Source organism: Myxococcales bacterium (assembly GCA_016720545.1).
Taxonomy (GTDB): Bacteria; Myxococcota_A; Polyangia; order Polyangiales; family Polyangiaceae; genus JAAFHV01.
In genome coordinates, this window is the sequence record JADKKK010000035.1 from 287,584 (window position 1) to 302,134 (window position 14,551).

General features: G+C 71.8%; 14 protein-coding genes and 1 pseudogene. 7 read left to right on the forward strand and 8 right to left on the reverse strand.

Annotation, left to right across the window (positions count from 1 at the left end):
• Positions 1-150: 150 nt before the first annotated feature.
• The 3 genes from IPQ09_29790 to IPQ09_29800 form a co-directional block, all read right to left on the reverse strand.
• The gene (locus IPQ09_29790) at positions 151-720 is read right to left on the reverse strand and encodes a biopolymer transporter ExbD (protein ID MBL0198340.1); all 570 of its coding nucleotides are present in this window, start codon (positions 718-720) and stop codon (positions 151-153) included.
• A 115-nt stretch (positions 721-835) separates the two neighbouring features.
• The gene (locus IPQ09_29795; protein MBL0198341.1) at positions 836-2,935 is read right to left on the reverse strand and encodes a M3 family metallopeptidase; all 2,100 of its coding nucleotides are present in this window, start codon (positions 2,933-2,935) and stop codon (positions 836-838) included.
• Between the two features lie 65 nt (positions 2,936-3,000).
• Positions 3,001-4,056, reverse strand: a complete 1,056-nt coding sequence (locus IPQ09_29800) for an agmatinase family protein (protein ID MBL0198342.1) — start codon at positions 4,054-4,056, stop codon at positions 3,001-3,003.
• A 135-nt stretch (positions 4,057-4,191) separates the two neighbouring features.
• Here IPQ09_29800 and IPQ09_29805 point away from each other — a divergent pair, with 135 nt between their 5' ends.
• Both IPQ09_29805 and IPQ09_29810 read left to right on the forward strand, forming a co-directional pair.
• The gene (locus IPQ09_29805; protein ID MBL0198343.1) at positions 4,192-5,391 is read left to right on the forward strand and encodes a hypothetical protein; all 1,200 of its coding nucleotides are present in this window, start codon (positions 4,192-4,194) and stop codon (positions 5,389-5,391) included.
• A complete protein-coding gene (locus IPQ09_29810; GenBank protein ID MBL0198344.1) occupies positions 5,388-5,696 on the forward strand; it encodes a hypothetical protein in 309 nt (102 codons plus the stop codon). The genes IPQ09_29805 and IPQ09_29810 overlap by 4 nt, the downstream gene beginning before the upstream one ends.
• Positions 5,697-5,811: 115 nt before the next feature.
• On the opposite strand, the gene IPQ09_29815 is transcribed toward IPQ09_29810, so the two are convergent.
• Together IPQ09_29815 and IPQ09_29820 are read right to left on the reverse strand one after the other, a co-directional pair.
• Positions 5,812-6,177: an RNA-binding protein gene (locus IPQ09_29815; GenBank protein ID MBL0198345.1), complete on the reverse strand. Its 366-nt coding sequence runs from the start codon at positions 6,175-6,177 to the stop codon at positions 5,812-5,814.
• 302 nt (positions 6,178-6,479) lie between these two features.
• Positions 6,480-7,133, reverse strand: a pseudogene (locus tag IPQ09_29820) (spermidine synthase).
• 209 nt (positions 7,134-7,342) lie between these two features.
• On the opposite strand from IPQ09_29820, the gene IPQ09_29825 reads away from it, so the two are divergent.
• Complete coding sequence (locus tag IPQ09_29825; GenBank protein ID MBL0198346.1) at positions 7,343-7,870, forward strand: LEA type 2 family protein; 528 nt, start codon at positions 7,343-7,345, stop codon at positions 7,868-7,870.
• A 334-nt stretch (positions 7,871-8,204) separates the two neighbouring features.
• Here the strand turns inward: IPQ09_29825 and IPQ09_29830 are convergent, their stop codons facing one another.
• Entirely contained in the window at positions 8,205-9,395 is a 1,191-nt protein-coding gene (locus tag IPQ09_29830; protein MBL0198347.1) for a fatty acid desaturase, read from the reverse strand.
• Between the two features lie 294 nt (positions 9,396-9,689).
• Here IPQ09_29830 and IPQ09_29835 point away from each other — a divergent pair, with 294 nt between their 5' ends.
• Positions 9,690-10,439: a hypothetical protein gene (locus IPQ09_29835; GenBank protein ID MBL0198348.1), complete on the forward strand. Its 750-nt coding sequence runs from the start codon at positions 9,690-9,692 to the stop codon at positions 10,437-10,439.
• Between the two features lie 195 nt (positions 10,440-10,634).
• Here the strand turns inward: IPQ09_29835 and IPQ09_29840 are convergent, their stop codons facing one another.
• Entirely contained in the window at positions 10,635-10,892 is a 258-nt protein-coding gene (locus IPQ09_29840; GenBank protein MBL0198349.1) for a hypothetical protein, read from the reverse strand.
• Here IPQ09_29840 and IPQ09_29845 point away from each other — a divergent pair.
• Genes IPQ09_29845 through IPQ09_29855 form a run of 3 tightly spaced genes read left to right on the forward strand, consistent with a single transcriptional unit; the run spans position 10,891 to position 13,490 of the window.
• Positions 10,891-12,387, forward strand: a complete 1,497-nt coding sequence (locus IPQ09_29845) for a hypothetical protein (GenBank protein ID MBL0198350.1) — start codon at positions 10,891-10,893, stop codon at positions 12,385-12,387. The two genes, IPQ09_29840 and IPQ09_29845, sit on opposite strands and share 2 nt — an antisense overlap.
• Before the next feature lie 3 nt (positions 12,388-12,390).
• Positions 12,391-13,278 (forward strand): hypothetical protein, encoded by an 888-nt coding sequence (locus tag IPQ09_29850; protein ID MBL0198351.1) that lies wholly within the window; start codon positions 12,391-12,393, stop codon positions 13,276-13,278.
• Complete coding sequence (locus IPQ09_29855) at positions 13,275-13,490, forward strand: hypothetical protein (protein MBL0198352.1); 216 nt, start codon at positions 13,275-13,277, stop codon at positions 13,488-13,490. Before IPQ09_29850 ends, IPQ09_29855 begins: the two co-directional genes overlap by 4 nt.
• A 188-nt stretch (positions 13,491-13,678) precedes the next feature.
• Here IPQ09_29855 and IPQ09_29860 read toward each other — a convergent pair whose 3' ends face one another.
• Positions 13,679-14,509, reverse strand: a complete 831-nt coding sequence (locus IPQ09_29860) for a hypothetical protein (GenBank protein ID MBL0198353.1) — start codon at positions 14,507-14,509, stop codon at positions 13,679-13,681.
• Positions 14,510-14,551 lie beyond the last annotated feature (42 nt).

Here is a 14,551-nt window from a genome sequence, read left to right on the forward strand (position 1 = left end):
AGGGGCAAGAGCGGCCTGCATCTCGCGTGCCACCGCGACACGCACGACAAACGTTCGAGCGTCCCTCACCTCGCGACGCGCGCGTGTCCGGACTTTCGGCGCCTCGCCGGGACACCGCTGCCATGCCCGGCGCCGCCCAGGGGCGCGCGATCAGTCGACCGCGAGCGTCAGCTCGAACGCCGCGCGGTCGCTCGCGCCCGGCGTCGTTCCTGCGCCAGGCCCGGGGCGTCGCACGGAGCTCGTGGCGTCCATCAAGCCGACCATCGCGGCGTAGGGCAGCTCGTTCGACGTGCGCAGCACGAGCGGGTCCACGTGCTTGTCGGCGCGGTCGCGGTGTTGACCGTAGGTCGACCACTCGTCGGAGAGCGCCTTCGCGAGCTCGGGGTAACGGATCTGCCGCGCGCGGCCCGCGGTCGGCTCGATCGCCCGCTTGGGCACCTCCACCGTGCGGATCACCTTCTCGCCCTCCTTCCACGTGAGGAGAAACGCCTGCTCGCCGCGCGCGTCGAGCACGAGCTTGCGCGGTCGGCAGTCCTCGCACGGCTCGCCGTGGCCGCCCAGCGCGGCGCTCGCCTCCACGCGCCCCGCCGCGGTCCACGCCGCCGTGAGCACCAGGAACGCGATGGTGACGACCAGGAAGTCGATCATGGGGACCAGGTTCACCTCCGCGTCCAGTGTCCGTCGCTTGCCCTTGCCGCCGCTGTCGATCGCGATGCCCATGGAGTCCTCCTCGCGCCGCGCTCGTGCGGCGAGGTCCAGAGTCCCGCGGGGGCGAGAAGTTCCCAAAAACCTATTGTTTTCAACGGGCTGCAATCTTCCGCTGGGACCGCAGCGCTCAGGCCGCCGGGGGCGCGGCGCCGCTCAGCCCCATACGCGCGACGAGCGCATCGACCGTGGGATCGCGCCCCAAGAAGTCGCGGTACAGCTCCTCGGGCGGCGCCTCGTCGCCGCGCGCGAGCACCTTCGCGCGGAAGGCCGCGCCCACCTCGCGGGAGAGCACGCCCGCGTCTTTGAAGGGCGTGAACGCGTCGGCGTCGAGCACCTCGGCCCACTGGTACGAGTAGTAGCCGGCGGCGTAGCCGTACGGGCTCCCGAAGAGGTGCGCGAACGACGCGATCATCGCGTAGTCGTCCGGGAGGGCCGCGGGCGAGAAGGGCTGAAACGCCTCCCGCGCGAGGCGGAGCAGCTCGGCCTTCGACGTGACGGCCGGCGTGCGGTGCAGGAGCAGATCGACCGTGGAGAAGCCGAGCTGCCGCAGGAGCATGTTGGCCGCGCGGAACGTGCGCGCCGCCTTCATGCGCAAGCGCATGTCCTCGGGGAGGCCCGCCCCCGACTCGACGTGCCGGGCGAAGAGGTCGAGCCCCTCCTTCTCCCACGCGAAGTTCTCGGTGAGCATGGAAGGGAGCTCGACGAAGTCGGAGAGCACCCTCGTGCCCGCGAGCGCGCGCTCGCGCACCGCCGAGAGCACGTGGTGGAGCAGGTGACCGAACTCGTGAAAGAGGGTCTCGACCTCGCGGTGCGTGAGCAGCGCGGTGCGCGCGCCGGGCGCGGGCGGGGTCATGTTGCCCACGATCACGGCGACGTTCTCGCGCTCGTGGGGCGTGCCGGGGAGCCGGTCGAGCATGCCGCCCATCCAGGCCCCGTCGCGCTTGTCGGCCCGCGGGAACAGATCCATGTAGAACGCACCTAGTCGCGTCTCGCGCGTCCCATCGTGATCGCGCACGACGTACGAGAGCACGTCGTCGTTCCACGGCCGGGGCGGGCCGTCCGGCTCGTCGGCCGTCCAGGGCACGACGCGCACGCCGTAGAGCTCCTCCGCGATGCGGAACAGCCCCTCCGACACGCGGTCGAGCGGGAAATAGGGGCGGAGCGCCTCGTCGTCGACCTCGTAGCGCTTGCGGCGGAGCTTCTCGGCGAAGTAGGCCACGTCCCACGGGGCGAGCGGCAGCGCGGCCTCGCCGGCGATCTCCCGCACGAAGGCGTCGAGCTCGGCGTTCTCGCGCGCGAACGCCGGCGCGATCCGCGCGCGCAGATCGTCGACGAACGCCTGCGCTTTCTCGCCGGTCTTGGCCATGCGGTCGGAGAGCACGAGCTCGGCGAAGTTGGGGAAGCCGAGCAGCTTGGCCTTCTCCTCGCGCAGCCGCAGGATCGTGAGCGCGAGCTCGAGGTTGTCGCCGGGCGCGGTCGTGGCGCGGGTCACGTTGGCCCGGTAGAGCCGCTCGCGAAGCGCGCGGTCGTCCGCGTACGTCATGATGGGCACGTAGAGCGGCGCGTGAAGGGTGAGCAGGTACCCCTCGAGCCCGCGCTGCTTGGCCGCCTCGGCGGCGGCGGCCACGGTCCCTTCCGGGACGCCGCCGAGCGCCTCGCGGTCGGCGACATGGTGAGAGAACGCGTTGGTCGCGTCGACCGTGTTCTGCGAATAGAGCAGCGTCATCTGCGCGAGCTCCACGTCGAGCTCGGCGAGCCGCTTCTTCCCCGCGGCGTCCAGGTTCACGCCGTTCTTCACGAAGTCGAGCAGGGTCTTGTCGAGGAGGCGACGCCGCCCCCCAGTGAGCGCGCGCCCTTCGTCGGTCGCGGCGTACGCGGCCAGCGCCCCGTAGAGCGGCGCCGAGAGCGCGATGCCGCTGTAGAACACGGCCACCTCTTCCTGCACGGCGGCGTACGCGTCCCGCAGCGCCGGCGTGCTCGCGGTCGACTCGAGGTGCGCGGCGACGCCGAGCGCAAAATCGAGCCCGGAGGTGGCCGCGTCGAGCGCGCCGAGCGTGGCGTCGTAGGTGAGGCGCCCCTCGGCGTGCGCCCGCGGGATCGCGTCGAGTGCCTCCTGCGCGGACGCGCGCAGCGTGGCGACCGCCGGGGCGATGTGCTCGGGCAGCACCGCGTCGAAGGGGATGTTCGTGGTGACCGTGAGCAGCGGGTTCTCGGGCGACATCGGCAGGAGTCTACCCCGCGCGCCGCGCGCGTTCGTGGGCTATCGCACCGCGCACCGCGGCGTCGGCGCGGTCAACCGCAGAGCTTCGCCATGCCTCGGCTGGCGAAGAGGAACCCGGCGAGCTTGTAGAGTAGCCGCGCCCCCACGTTCGCGTCCCACTCCCCCTCGGGGCCAGGCGCCACCTCGTTCAGGTCGAAGCCGAGGAGCACGCGGCCGGAACGCACGACCTCCGACAGCAAGAACACGGCCTCCGCGAGGTCGAGGCCCCCGGGCACGGGCGTGCCCGTGTTTGGGCAGAATCGCGGGTCGAGCCCGTCGATGTCGAAGGACACCCACACGCGCGCCGGCAGCGCGGCCACGATCGACGCGGCCACGCTCGCGAACGCCTCGCCGCGGAGCCGGCGGCGCGACAGCTCGCGATCGGTGAAGACCACCACGCGCTCGCCCTGCGCGGCGACGTAGTCGATCTCGGCTTCGCACACGTCGCGAATGCCGACCTGCACGAGCCGTGTGAGCTCTGGGACCTCGTCCAGCGCGTTGCGCATGATCGAGGCGTGCGAGTACAGGAACCCCTCGTACGCGTCGCGCGTGTCCGAGTGCGCGTCGAAGTGCAGCACGCCGAACGACCGCTCGGTGCGCGCCACGGCGCGCAGCGCCCCGAGCGGCACCGAGTGATCGCCGCCGAGCACCGCGAGCAGTTTGCCCTCGTCGAGGACGCGGCAGCTCTCTACGAACACCGCCTCGTTCACCTTCCGCGACAGCTCGTTGACGCGCGCGAGGGCCGCCACCAGCGCGGGATCGCCGTGGGTCTCGCCGCCGGCCTCGATGATGGCGCACGCCTCGGCCTTGCCCTCTTCGTTCCACGCGGCGAGCTCGGGAGCGGCCGGGAGGAGGCAGATGCCGGGCGCGTACGGGCGCTCGACGTCGAGGTCGTACAGGTCGACCTGCTTGCTCGCCTCGAGGATCGCCGCCGGGCCGAGCGAGGTGCCGCCGCCGTACGAGGTCGTCGCCTCCCAGGGCACCGGAACGACCAGGAGGGCCGCCTGGTCACGGGTGTGCGGCAGCCCGAACAGACCGGAGTCGAGGGCGGCCGGGGCATTCGGATCGAACGGCAGGTCGGACGTCATGGCGCACTGTCGCAAGGCCGGCCGCGCGAGACAAGCGCACTCGGGCGGGACGCGCGGTCGATTCTCGGGTGTGAGCGGTCCGGGGCGATGGCCGGGGCGCGCGCGCTCCGCGCCGCGGGGACGCACAATGATGGCATGGCGACGTTCTTCAATAAGCTCGGTCTCGCGCTGGCCCTCGGCGCGCTGGCCACGGCCACGGTGCCTCATCGCATCGCGGGCGCGGAGGCGGGCGCGTGGTTGGACGGGGATCCGGCGCTCGAAGAGCGGCTCGCGCGCGGGCTCCGACAGACCACCCAAGACGACCTCGTGAAGCATCCGTTTCGCACGGGGTCGAAGCACTTCGACAGCGAGTGGCTCTTCGGCACCTACATGATGGCGGGCATGGGCTTCGGGCAGCTCGCGCTCTCGCGCTCCTCGACGCCCGCGCGGACCGTCGAGCTCACGGCCGATCTCGACCGCTGCATCGCGGGCATGCTGAAGGACGAGTCGCGCTTCTACGACAGGTCTGCGTGGGGAGCCGATCCCCTGCAGACCCTCGCGAGCGATCAGGGCCACATCGCGTTCCTCGGCTACCTGAACCTGACGCTCGGGCTCCGGCGCCTGCTCGACCCGAACAACCCCTACGCGGAGCTGAACGACCACGTGAGCGCGGCGCTCGAGCGGAGGCTGCTCGCGACCTCGGGCTTCGTCGAGACCTTCCCCGGCCAGACCTTCCCCATCGACAACGCGAGCGCCGTGGGCTCGCTCGGCCTCCACCAGCGCGCCACCGGCAAGAGCCACGCGCGGGTCATCCAAGCGTTCGCCACCCGCGTGAACCGCCTCGCCCGGCAGCGGAGCGACGGGCTGCTGATCCAGATCACGACCACCGCGGGGGCGCCGCTCGGGCCCGGGCGAGGCTCGGGCACGTTCCTCGCTTCGTACTTCCTGTCGTTCGCCGACCCGGTCCTCGCGCGCTCGCTTTACGAGTCCGGAAAGAGTGCACTTTACACTGAACACCTCGGGTTCGGCGCGATGCGCGAGCACGCCGCCGGGCACGAGGGGAACAACGACATCGACTCGGGGCCGGTGCTCTTCGGGCTCGGGGTGTCGTCGAGCGGCTTCGCGCTCGGGCCGGCGCGGGCCTTCGGCGACGCCGACGCGTTCCGTGGGCTGTACGCGCTCACCCACCTGTTCGGCGTGCCGGTCGACAGCGGCGGCACGCGCACCTACGCCACCGGAGGCCCCATCGGCGACGGGATCTTGCTGGCGATGTTGACCGCGCCCGCTCCCGCGAGCGCGCCTGCGACCGAGGCTGCGGCGGTCGTCACCGCGAGCCGCGAGGGGGAGCTCCCGTGAAGGCGACTCGAAAGCTGGAGCTCGCCGCGACGTTGGCCCTCATCACCCTCTACGTAGGGATGGCGCACGTGGCGGCGGCCGAAAAGGTCGCCAACGCCCTGCTCGCCGGCGGCGGCGCGGTCAGCCCCGCGCTCCTCGTCTTCGTGGTCGCGCTCGTCGTGCTCCGGTTCCTGGTCGTGATGGTGCTGCCCGGGGTCGTGGCCGCGCGGCTCGGTCTGCTGCTCTGGGCTTGGCTAGCTGAGCGCCGGCAGGAGCGTGATGCGTGGCGGGAGAGGCCGGGGAGCGCGGCGAGGCCTGATGCGTGACGCTCGCGCAACGCCGCGCTGAGAGCACAGAAGGAGCACAAAAGAGCGGACCCCCGCGGCTCGCATGCGAGCGACGGGGGTCTCTCACGCCGCCTCCTGGAGAGGAGGCCGCGTCTTACCAGCGGTCGCCGCCGCGGCCACCGCCGCCGCCGCCGCCGCCGCCGCCGCCGCGACGACCACCGCCGCCGCCGCCGCCGCCGAAGCCGCCGCCGCCGCCGCCACCGCCGCGGCTCTGGCGCTCCTCGGCCTCGTTGACGCGGAGGGGACGCCCGTCGAGGAGAGCGCCGTTCATCTCGGCGATCGCCTTGGCGGCCTCTTGCGCGGTCGACATGGTCACGAAGGCGAAGCCGCGCGAGCGGCCGGTCTCGCGATCGGACACGACGTGGGCGTCAGTCACCTCGCCGAAGCTGGAGAAGGCCGCGCGAACGGAGTCCGCGGTCGCGTTGAACGAAAGGTTGCCGACGTAGAGACGATTGCCCATCAGATTCTCGCTTCTTCAAAAAAACCCCCGGATCCGGGGGGGTTGTTGACTCGGGCCGAAACATCGGCGACCGAGGTGTCGCGCCGTATCGAAGCTGTCTGCGCTGGTCCCGAGAAATGACGAGAGGCGAGAGACCGACCGTGTCCGTGACGGGCGACACCTTATCTCGCCGCGAGGAACGTGCAAGGGCATTCTGGCGGCCCGTTGACAAACTCCCGTCAGACCCGCCCGCGGCGTTTTTGGGCGGGCTTTCGAACGAGGCCGGGCGGGACAGGCGGCGCCGCGCGCACGACGGGCGCCGGGCGGGCAAGGTAGATGGTGTGCTGGCGGGCGCCGCGGCCGGCGCGCTCGAGCTCGTGTCGAAATCCAGCCGCCTCGAGCCAGCGCTCGAAGCCCGGAGAGCGCGCCTCGCCCCACACGGCGAGCACGCCGCCCGGGCGTAGCGCCGCGCGGAACGCGACGGTCGCAGCGCGGCCGTACAGAGGGTGGCCCGGGGCGACCGCGGTGGGCGGGCCCTCGTAAAGGTCGAGGACGATGGCGTCGAACTCGCCGCGAGCCGAGGGGCGGCCGAGACGCGCCACCGCGTCCACCAGCTCGAGGGTCACCCGCGGATCGCTCGCGGCGCCGCCCGTGAGGCCGGCGAGCGGCCCCGCGCACCATCGAGCGACGATCGGGTTCAGCTCGGCCACGACCACGCGCGCGTCGGGCCGGAGCGCGTCGAGCGCCGCGCGCAGCGTGTAGCCCATCCCGAGGCCGCTCACGAAGACCCGCGCGCCGGCGCGCTCACCCAGCCCGGCGCAGGCGAGCACCGCGAGCGCGTCCTCCGACCTATGGGCGGCGCTCGTCATCACCACCCGACCGCCGAGCGTGATGAGGAAGTCGCGCTCACGCTGCTTCAGCTCGAGGAGCCCGTCAGGGGTGCGCTCCGCCGCGGCCGTGATCCACGGGCGGGTCATGCATGCCCGCCGCGCGCTGTGCGCGACGTCGGGGGACGAGGGAGCCCGCTGCCGTTGAGGTTGCCGCTGGTTCGCACGAAGCGCATGGCCGAGTGCCCTACCACGCGCGGAGCTGGCGCGCGAAGCCGCGGCGGACACGAAGGCCAGCGCGGACCGCGGGCCACACATTCACGCCCACCGCGAGCGCACCGGAGCGCTAAGATGAGGGCGTGCCTTCCCTTATTCGCTCCTGGTCTCTCCGCTCCGCGCTCGCGACGCTCGCCGCGCTCGCCGCGCTCACCGCGACCGGCTGCGCGCGACAGCCCACGATGCACCTGAACCACGCTGAGATAAGCGGCATGTCTCTCGGGTTCCCACCGAGCATCGCGGTGGTGCTCGTCACCGTCGTCGACGTCCACAACCCGAACTCCTACGACGTGGCGATCCGCGCCGTGCGCGGGACGGTCACCTTCGCCGACCGCTACACGCTGCCGCTCGACTACCGCGCGCCCGACGGGGGCCTCTGGCTCCCCGCCGACCGCACGACCCAGATCCGCGTGCCGGTGACGGTGCCGCTCGACATGGCGCTCGCGCTCGCGCGGGAGACCTTCAGCCAGCCGTTCGTCGGGTTCCGCATCTCGGGCAGGGCCGACGTCACGGCCACTCGCACCTTCCAGATCGAGAAGGACGACTACTCGATCGACGAGCGCGGCACGTTCTCTCGACAGCAGCTCGAGCTTGCGCTCCCCCACTTTTGAGGCTGCGTGACAAGCCGCGATTCCGTCGGTGCGCGCGCCCTGTCTCGCAGTTGCGATCGATCGCCCGCGCGGAATGCGCATGAAGTCCGCCAAGAAGATCCGCAAGCTGTCCGTGCCCCTCGTCGTCCGCACCGGCGTCCGAGCCGGCGCCCGAAGGGCTAGGGGGAGCTGACACGACCGCGCCGAGGCGTCCGGCGCCCGAACCTGAAAGCGAGCCCCGGAGGGGCGAACGAAGGTCTATGGCGGCCCCGAGCCGAAGGCGAGGTGTCGCCATGAACGCGCCGTCGCTCACCGCGCGCGTCGCACCGTCGGGCGTAGGCCGAGGCGCGGCGGCCTAAGCCTTGGCGCGCGCGCGCCGTGACAGCCCATCCCCCCACCTCATCGAGGTCTTTCCCACCAGGATGTCGGCGAGCTTCTTCACTCGCGACCACACCGATCCCTGCACGTAGGGGACGCCGTGCTTGGCGCAGAGCTCCTTCACCCGGGGCTGCGCGCGCTGGTACGCGAGGGGCGGCAGGTCGGGAAAGAGATGGTGCTCGATCTGGTAGTTGAGGAACCCGTGCATGAAATCGCGGAGATCTCCGCCGGTCTCGTAGTTCGCGCTGCCCGCGACCTGGCGCACGTAGAGCTCCGCGCGGTCCCGGGTGACTCCCTCGAAGCGGTACAGATCGTCGCCCGCGTGATTGGGCACGATGATGGCGAACGTATGAAGGTTGGTGAGCGCCTCCGCGCCGACGGAGTTCACCCATACCGAGAGCGCGGCCAGCGGCCCGAGCGGGAGGAACAGCGCGGGGATCACCACGAACCGGCCGAGACCGTAGGGCAAGAGGCAGCTCGACCAGAAACCGCGCCCGACCGGCGTGCGGGGATCGAACACCTCGAGGTAGGGCTCGGGGCCGCGGGCGTCGCGGGTCACGCCCGACTCGCGCCGGGCCCTCCGAGCCTTCGCGCGCTCCAGGATCTGAAACGTGTTGGGCGCGTAGTAGGTGACCTTCCACGTGAGCGCGTAGAAGCCGACCGCCAGGTACTTCAGCGCGAGCGGGATCTTCGCGTCGCGGAGCGGCGCGGCGTTCTCCTCGACGAGGTCCGGATCGGCCACTTCACCCGTGTGGTAGTGGTGCAGCACGTTGTGCTCGTGGTTCCAGGCGTCGGGGTGCATCCAGTCGAACCAGTCGACGAGCCGCCGCCTCCCCTTCGCGAAGCCACGCGACGTGTAGCGTTCGGGGACACCCGACACGCGATCCATGCTCCTGTGCCCGACGTGGTGGGCCAAGATCGCCCAGCGGGCCATCGAGCCCGTGGAGATGAGCGCCATGGAGATCGGGTTCGGGAAGAGCCAGGCCGTGGCGTAGCCGGCCGTCGAGCAGGCGTGTCCCCATCGCTCCAGCTTGCGGAGGTGCTCGAAGTGCTCGACGCCGAGGCTCGCGTCGAGCTCCCTGCGCAGGGCGTCGAGGTCGCGCGCGAACGCCTCGTAGTCGATGGGCGGCGGAGCGGGCGCGGGCGGCCGGTCGCATGGGGTGGTCATCGTCTGTCGGCCCTAAGGTGAGACGACGCCTCGTAGCACCTTCAGGGCGGCGGAGGGCGCTCGACCAGGAGTCCGTCGTGAACCCCCTCCGGTTAGTAGGCGCGACAGGCGGCGCCGAATGAAGCAAGACCTCGTGGTCACGCCCTCCATGGTCGACTTCCGGTGAGGCGAACGAAATCCGTCCCCCCGATGTCACACCCTCCAAGGCTCCCGCGACTTCCTGGCTGAAACGGCGGTGACCTGCACGTTGGGCGTGCGTGGCGGCTGCTCGCAGGCTTTTCTGGAGGTTGCACCATGGGTTCGTTCCCGAACGTGCGCGCGCGACTTGGTGCGTCCGCGGCCGTGTGGTTCGTCGTGCTCTTCGGGCTGGTCGCGGGCGGCGTGACGGCCCCACGCACCGCCGCGGCAGAGACCTCGTCGGTTGTCGCAGCGCCCGCCCGGATCCCGCGAGGAACGGTGTTGGCCTTTGCCCCGGAGAACCGCGGCGGAAAGCAGCCCGTCTTCGTGTACCTCCACGGAATCGCGGGAGGGCCCGAGCGCGGGTGCGCCGAGTTCGCCCACAGCGTCCCCACGTACGGCTGGCTCGTGTGTCCGCACGCGAACGTCAGAGAAGGGCAGCGCTACTCGTGGGGCGGCTCGCTCTCCGAGCAATGGGCGGTGGTCCAGCGCGCGCTCGCTCAAGTAGCCCAGGAGCCTGAAGTGGATCCGCGCGCGCCCGTGGTGCTTCTTGGGTTCTCGCAAGGAGCCTACCTCGCGGCGCAGCTCGCGACGGCCTATCCGAACAAGATCCGCGCGATCTTGTTCGTTGGGGCCAACGTTCGCCCAAGTAAGGACGCGCTCGAAAAGGCGGGGGTGACGAAGGTCGGCTTCGCGGCAGGGCTCTATGACGCGTCCCACTCCTATCTGAACGAGAGCGCGAGGCAGCTCGAGCAAGCAGGGTATCCCGCGCAGTTTCGTTCGCTCGGCAACGTGGGCCATACGTACGTGGGGGATGCGCAGGCGCGCGCCATCGACAGCCTCGTGTCGTGGATGGCGAACGACTGAGGCAGCGCGGGCGTACGTGCAGCCGACTGCGCGACTCGCGAGGAGGGTAAAGCCGGGCAGCTGCCGGCGCCGGCGGTGCCTCGCTCGCCCCTGCTCAAGGCGCCGGCGAGGCTCGCTGAAGCGCTCGTTCTCGTGAGCCCACGAGAGGGCGATGTGGGCGCCGTCAACCTCCAGCCCGCGGTTGATGTATCCCGCCTACGGGACGGGCATGGAGAAGTGCACGGCCCAGTTCTCGAGCCTGTTGCCGTGGCGTGAGCGCGTGGAGTCCGAGTCCCGGAGGTTACCTCGGGCGCCCGTGGTCGCCCCGGCGGGCGCGCCGGCCACGCCGGTGTGGGCGTAGCGCACGCTCTTCGCGGCGGTGGCGAGCGGCGCCGCGGAGAGCTTGATTCGCACGGTGTCGGTCCCGGCGAGAGTGACGGCCCCGTCCCGGTTGGCGTACTCTCTCGCACGCATGCTCGAACGCATCGCTCTCCACCAGACCCGCCTCCGCACCCCTGGCCTCGGCCTCGAGGGCAAAGGCGTCGCGCTCGGCGCGAAGGGGCTCGTGCTCCTCCCCTCGATCGATCGCCTCGTCGCGTGGCTCAGCGTGTACACGCGCGAGCACTCGCTCGAGGACCTGATGCCGAGCATGGAGATCGAGCTCGTGCGCTCGAAGCTCGGCACGCGGGAGATCACCCTCTCGTTCGCCGCCGAGTCCAGCGATCGGATGGACCGCATCGCGGAGACCGCGCGCCTCGTCGGCGGGTTCGCCTTCACCGGGACGAGCCGGCACTTCGTGCAGTACCGCGACGCCGGCGCCCCCTTCGGCTACGACGCGACACAGCTCCTCACCACCGACCTGCCGCTCTGCCTCTACCACGACAAGTTCACCCAGGTCTACGAGATAGACAAGAAGGTTGACCTTAGGGCGCTGCTCTTGAGGCTCATGCCGCACGTCGATCCCAGCACCAACGAGGACACGGGGCCACGCATCCTCGTGGCCGAGGCAGGGCTCGGGCCGGCCCTCATCCACTACTTCGTTCGCTCACGGGTGGAGGGCGAGGTCGCCGTGGGCGAGTGGCCCCCAGAGAGCGCCTTCGACGAGGGGCCCGTGCGCCGCACCATCGTGCGCCTCCCCGAGCTGCCGAAGCGCATGCTGAGCCTGATGCGGCTCACGCCGGGCATCACGACCTTCCTGCCGGCCGGGCCGGGCGTCGCCGTCGAGCAAGGGTACCGCCACCCCGTCGCGTTGCGCGCGTGCCCCGTCTTCGACCCGAACGGGCTCGTGCTGCTGCGGGGGCGCGGCGACGACCCGTGGATGCTCGATCGCACGCCACAAATGGGAGATTTGCGCGCGTTCGCGCGGGTCGAGCTGCGCCACGACGGGCGCCCCGAGGCCCTCGCCGCGACGGGCACGATGAAGCCCGACGCGGTCCGCGTGCCGCTGCGGGTAGTGCCCTCGCCCTCGCCCTGGAAGAACGTGACGGCCTCGTGGGTGCCGCCGGAGCAGGTCTCGCTGTTGCGGCGTCTCGCGTACGCCCTGCCACACGACACCATCACGCGGACCCGCATCGCGCTCACGCCGCGCGGCGCGTTCTTGCGCGCGTCGATGGGCATCGAGGCGATCCCGATCGGCACCTTCTTCTACGAGTTTCATGCGAGCCTGTTCCTGCCCGCGGGGTACGACGTGACGCCCGCCGTGGCGCCCGAGGTGCTCTGCCGGGCCCTCGGCGCGCCGGCGTCGCAGGTGCTCTTCATCGACTCGCTCGCGCGCGCGATGAGCGTCGAGGAGTCTGCGTTCGTGCCGCTCGAGACCGTGCTGCTCGAGAGCAAGCCCTGGGAGCCCATCGTCGCCGAGTCGATCGAGCGCGCCCTCGCGGAGCGCACGGTCGACCTGCGGCTCGAGCCGCTCGGCGCCTTCCCCATGAGCGGGGTCGCCGCGCCGCCCGACGCGACCTCGGGGGGCTGAAGCGTGGCGAAGGCGAACCCAGGCACGGTCCAAGACGTCCTCTTCGCTCAGTTCTTGGCGCCGCTCGTGCTCGGCGGCCCGATGACCCTGCACAAGCCGATCGGTGGGGCCACCGCGCTCGCCATGGAAGGCGACCGCCCCTTCGCCGACCCCGACCTCGGGAGCCACGTGCAGCTCGCACGCGCGCGTGTGGCGCGGAGCCTCGCCCCCATCGACCGCCTCGAGGCCATTTCGGCCCACGAGTGGGCGCTCGCCGCAGTGCTCAACGATCTTGTCCAATCGACCCACCCGGGCTTCGACGCGGTGCTTCGCCGCAGCTCGCCCGGCAAGCTCCTCGCCGTGCTCGACGCCACCCTCGCCCGCATCCCGAACCCCCGGAGCGTGGGCGAGAGCCTCTCGCGCCACACGCTCTTCTCGCGCGTGCTCGAGGTGAGCCGCACCGACGTGACCCTCGCGTGGTGGACTGGCAAGCAGACGTTCCTCGGCACCGAGCCGCCCGCCCGCCTCAAGGCGTGGCCGGAGCTCCGGCGCGTGGAGGAGACCCGCCTGCCGCGCGGGCTCGTCGAGCTTCCGGCCAGCGGCGGCGTGGTGTCGGGCACCGCGTTCCTCGGCACCCTGAGCACGTTCTTCGAGCGCACGCCGCTCACCGATCTCGCGACCCTCGATCGCAAAGAGCCCGCCTTTCAGTGGATGCCGGGCACGCTCGGGCTCGTGGGCTCGCGCGGCGGCCGCACGCTCGCTGGGCGATCGCCCGCAGGCCCACCACGTCGGCCGACGAGGCCCTCGGCGCCGCGACCCGGCGCCTCGCGGAGGGGCGCCAGTGGCAGGGGCTCGGCGTCGCGCTCGATCTCCTCGGCGAGCACATCCTCGCGCGCGCCGTCCAGGCCATGAGCCGCGGCGGCGACGCCGTCCCGGTGGCCCCCGACAAAGATGGCTCGGCGGGCGGCTTCACGCGCAGCGTGGGCGCCTTCGCGGCGCGGCGCCTCGTCGCGACCTCGGGCGGAGGGCTCGACGCCGCCGGCCGCCAGCGCGTCCTCGCGCTCCTCGGGCCCGCGGCGGAGTCCGGCGCGGCGCGGACCCTCGCCGAGCTGCTCGCGGGATGATTCGAGCGAGGGCTCGCACGTCGCCCAGCCCGACGCGGGGGCCAGGTACGCGTGGCGTCGCGGCACGGGGTGGCGCGCGATATCCGCCCTTCTCGAGTGCAAGCCTCCGGATGAGCGAGCGAGGCGATCATGACTCCGTCCAGGGCCGCACCCGTCAACAACGAGCTCGATGGCTCCTTCGAGCCCCGTCAGACCGGGTGGGCCGGCGGCTCGCGCTCCGCGCGCATCGCGCGGCTCTCCTGACGCGCGCGCTCGTGGACCTCGGCGATCGGCGCGAGCGCTCCCTGCACGGCCTTCCAGGTGGACGGTCGGCCGGCCCGCGCGAGCGAGAGCACCTGGACTGCGTATTCGGCGATGGTCTCGACGAGCTCGAGGCGCGCGAGGCCCCGATCGGGCGCGGCCTCCTCGGCGCCCAGGCGGTCGCCCACGCCGAGCGCCTCGCCGTACGCGGCGTGGCAGCGGAGCACCTCGTCGAGGAACTGCGGGCCCGCGAAGCGCCGCGCGGCGTCGAGCCAACCCTCGCGCTTGAGCCCGTCGAGGCGCGCGCCGATCTGCGCGAACTCGGCCAGGTAGTTCAGCTTCAAGATAGAGAGATCGCCGACGAGCGCGAGCACCCTCGCCGCCTCCACGGCCTCGGGATAACGCGCGGCGGGCAGCGCGGACACGTCCTCGATGCGGCGCACGAAGGTCGCCCACGCGCGGTCCATCGCGACATCGAACGGCCTGGCGTCGAGGTCGTTCGCCGCCTGGCTCGCTTGCCGCGCTTGCCGCGCTTGCCGCGCTTGCATAGCGCGCGCGCGATCGCGGGCCGCGGCGAGACGTGAGGTCTCCTCGGCGAGCGCGGGGGTCGGTCGCGACTTCGCCTCGAGGAGCGCAGTGGCGAGCGCGATGGCCTCGCCGAGGTCCATCGTAGGGAGCTCGTACGGGCTGCGATCGAACCGCTCGCCGTACGCCTCAAAGCTCGCGCCGCCGGGGCGGACTCCGACTGCCGAGCGCTTCGCGGCCTTCCTGCGGGACATGGCACCATCGTCGACCACGCGAGGCTTGCGCGCAAGGATCCG